4 protein-coding genes are annotated in these 3,847 nt (G+C 36.0%); 3 read left to right on the top strand and 1 reads right to left on the bottom strand.

What is annotated here, in order from left to right; genetic code table 11:
* The first annotated feature begins 312 nt into the window (after window positions 1-312).
* Window positions 313-1,518: an alpha/beta fold hydrolase gene (locus tag FTU38_RS16450; protein WP_180111876.1), complete on the top strand. Its 1,206-nt coding sequence runs from the start codon at window positions 313-315 to the stop codon at window positions 1,516-1,518.
* Window positions 1,519-2,080: 562 nt separating this feature from the next.
* On the opposite strand, the gene FTU38_RS16445 is transcribed toward FTU38_RS16450, so the two are convergent.
* Window positions 2,081-2,311, bottom strand: a complete 231-nt coding sequence (locus FTU38_RS16445) for a hypothetical protein (RefSeq protein ID WP_078190858.1) — start codon at window positions 2,309-2,311, stop codon at window positions 2,081-2,083.
* Between the two features lie 236 nt (window positions 2,312-2,547).
* Between FTU38_RS16445 and FTU38_RS16440 the strand changes: the two genes are divergently transcribed.
* Entirely contained in the window at window positions 2,548-3,024 is a 477-nt protein-coding gene (locus FTU38_RS16440) for a CinA family protein (RefSeq protein ID WP_180111874.1), read from the top strand.
* 78 nt (window positions 3,025-3,102) lie between these two features.
* Complete coding sequence (locus tag FTU38_RS16435) at window positions 3,103-3,720, top strand: aminotransferase (RefSeq protein WP_180111872.1); 618 nt, start codon at window positions 3,103-3,105, stop codon at window positions 3,718-3,720.
* Window positions 3,721-3,847 lie beyond the last annotated feature (127 nt).

Genomic DNA, 3,847 nt, shown 5'->3' with positions numbered 1-3,847 from the left:
TTAAAATGCTGTGCTGCTTTTCGCACAGACATTTCATCTCGAATCATAATTTCTATGACTTTGTCTTTAAAATCTTTTGAATATCCCATATCTCTATTGTTCTATAGTTTTTAGGATTTGGCTATATATTTTCAGCATAAGCAATGTGAGTGAATTCATATTCATTCACCACAATTGTTACATTTTAAATCAAAAAGTAAGTTCAACATCGAACTTTATTTTATGCAGATTAGCCACTATATTAAAAATTCATAGAATAAATGAAACAACGTGAAAACTTGAAATTAACCTTTTGAAAAGAAGACGGCGCCCATAATGGAAACAAAGCATTATATTCTCAAATTGGTTGCTAGCTGTATTTGTCTAGCTTCAACATACACATCTGCATCTCCTGTACCTTCCAAGATAAATGAAGGTCAAATCGCCAATATAACAGCCCTTACACCCGGTACAATACTATCTTTACAAGTCCAAACGCCTGATCTTTTTAGTAATGCAGCAGAACGATATATCATCAGTTATCGAAGCCGAGGTGTTCATTCAGAACCGATTGTTGCTTCTGGATATGTCCTATTACCTAAGGGTAAAGCCCCTAAGGGCGGCTGGCCAGTTTTGGCTTGGGCACATGGTACAACTGGTGTAGCTGATACCTGCGCCCCTTCGGGTGATTATGCAGATGGACCCGTTCACATATACCAACAAATTGCAGCCAAAGCTTTAAACGCTTGGCTTGCTCGTGGCTATGCAGTCGTTGCGCCGGATTATCAAGGTTTGGGTACACCAGGCGGCCACCCCTATATGAATGCTCAAAGTCAGTTACACACTGTCGTTGATGCAGTCCGTGCGATGCATCAATTAAAATCAGTAAAATTGAGTAAAAACTGGTATGTCATGGGTCACAGTCAAGGCGGTGCCGCGTCCCTAACCGTGGCCGCGTTTGGACAAAAGGATGCTCCTGAACTCAATTTACGCGGAGCAATTGCATTGGCACCGGGCGGCTACCAATATGAAGGGATTGCTGAATATGTAGCAACACAGTCTAATATTGATCCGAGCGTTGCAGCATTTTTACCTATCGTCCTATTAGGTGCTGAAGCTGCGGAGCCTACTCTTTCAGCAAAAGATTTAGTAAGCCCTGAAATGCAGAAAATCCTGAACCATGCTCGCAATCGCTGCTTATCAGAACTACAAACTGAACTAAAAATATCGCAAAAAACCGTTTTTAAACCCAAGGTAGATTTAACGCCATTAACCCGTTATTTAAAAAAACAGTCGATCGAATTTATGACACCTCAAGTACCGTTACTGTTAGTACAAGGTGATCAAGATCAATTGGTAGATTATCGGGGTGTCCATGCTTATTACCAAAAAGTCTGCAAGGAAAATAAACCCATAGCATTTCACCCAATTAAAAATGGTGATCATCGTGATTCACTCAAACAAAGTGAATATTTGATCGATAACTTTATATATTCAATTGAGAATAAGACGTATTTAAATACCTGTCAAACAAACTAATACCCAAAATAAAAGCGCCCTCGTGGCGCTTCTTCTTTCATAATGTCGTGCACAAAAAAACTTTCACTACCGTTGTGGCTTTATCAATACAAATATGGATTAAAACCATCAGCTCTATTTTTAATTTACTCAAAATTTTATATCAATATTTTTGATATAAAATTTTATTATGTAGTTTTATTTACTAAGCTCTTTATTTAAAGCCAAAGATGTTGGTAGTCAACTTAGATCAGTTTGGATTAATAAAATAGAAATACACAACTAAGCAAACTAGCGAAATCGTTGAAATTAAAAGATAAGTGCCCGTTGTATTAAAGCTTTTTAGAAATTTAAATAAGTCCATCATGTCTCCCCCCATGAAAAAACAGATAAATTATACTAAATAATATCTGGGGGATTAAATAGCTGTTGGTCGAATAGCTAAGGCGACACGATCAAGTGATCATTAAAAATACACATCTTCTTTAAATCTAGATTAATTTATAGTTTGAGTCTGGCAAATACAAAAATACAGCTCACAACTCAATGAGAACTGTATTTTTAAACTAAAAATTGATCAAAATTAAACTGCAAGTACTTTCACAATAATGGTTTGCATGTCTTCATTTTCTTCAGCCAAATAAACACGCTTTAACTCTTTACTTTTCACTTTGAATTGATGATTTTGATACTGAATTACAGCCGGAATTTGATCAAAATACAGGCTATCTGCGTCTAATTCTTCTTGAAAAAGTGGCGTGCCCAATTGATAGTCTAGGCTTTTTAATACTACATATTTAACAGTCGTTTTCATTGAAATAAACCTACTTTTGTTACGCTCTTTATTTTAAGTTTTAACATCGTTTTCCTTCCGAAGAAACCTTTATTTCATATTTTCGTACAGCTTCTAAGCAATCACGCTATTTTTGTGAATTCCACAACACCCACAGTACCAACTTAGACTTTTAGTGAAATTACAGGCGAGCGGAATCAATGCTAAAATTTTAAGAATACTAATGATCATTCACCATTCTACTTTGAGGTAAGCACATGCTTAAACAGTGTTGCGATGCTTTAGAACAAAAATCCATGACCATCGCGTTTATCGAGAGTGCAAGCTCTGGTTATTTATGTAGCCAATTTTCAATTTATAAGAATAGTGGTGCAGATATCTTGTTAGGTGGTCTTGTGAGCTATGATCCATCGATCAAACGTGAAATTTTAAAAGTAGATCCTCTACTAATAGAAAAATTTACGGCCGAATCCGCAGAAGTAACTCAAGCGATGGCTGAGCAAGGACAACAACTATTTTTACATGCGAACTTTGTGGTGGCCTGCACCGGATTACTCAAACCCGGTGGCAGTGCAACCGTAGAAAAACCCGAAGGAACATTTTATATTTCAATCTTACATGCCGATCGTATCTATAATTACCACTATTTTATTTTGGGTACAGCTTTAGAACGCTTAGATCAGTTAACTGAAAATGTTGCTCGCAGTGTATTAGACATCTTAAATGCAGAATAAAACATACATAATCTTCATATTTAAATATCATTTTGCATCACATACTGTATTGAGGAATTTACTTATCAGGACAAGAAAATGCAGCTACGTCATTTCAATGCATTCGCAATTAGCACCCTACTGTCCTGCTCTGCTTTGGCGACAGTAGGCGGCCCTCAAACCATTGAGGTTTTAGGTTTTGATAAAAAAGACCAAAAAATCTATTTAATGCGTCATTTTGAAGATGGTCGTGGTCGTTTACCACAATTATATTATTATCAATTAGATAGCAAAAAACCGACGCAATTAATTACAGTGAAGTCTTTGTATATTAATCCAAAGACAAAACGGATTGATTACGATCAAGACAGCACCCAGTTTGATAAAGAAATCGCGAAAATAAAAAAACGTGTAGTCAAACTAACACCAGTAAATAACAATAATGCTCGAATACAGTTATTAACAACCATGAATGGCACTGCAAAATCATGGTATGACCCGAATGAAACCATTGATAAATGGACCTATCAATATCGTGTTAAAAATTCGCAGTATAAAAGCGCTGTACAAAAGGCTGAGACCTATAAAGAAGGTTTAAAAATCTCTAAAACTTATCGTGTAATGCAAAAGCCCTTTTATTTAGTGACTGTTAAATATCTAGGGATTCCATTTGAAACAGGATATAGCGTTGAAGATCCGGTTTTACTAACCAAATAGATTAGATCTCTTTCATAAATCAAAAAACGATCTTCTTTTTGGTTAATATTTGCACTCCGGATTTCTTAGCATTCGTGCATAATCTGCGGATGAAATACATCGATTCAAACAAGCTTTCTGATCCTCA

The organism is Acinetobacter sp. YH12098 (assembly GCF_013419235.1).
GTDB classification, from domain to species: Bacteria; Pseudomonadota; Gammaproteobacteria; order Pseudomonadales; family Moraxellaceae; genus Acinetobacter; species Acinetobacter amyesii.
Note: the sequence above shows the minus strand (reverse complement) of the source record. Positions and strands in the feature narration are given on the sequence as shown.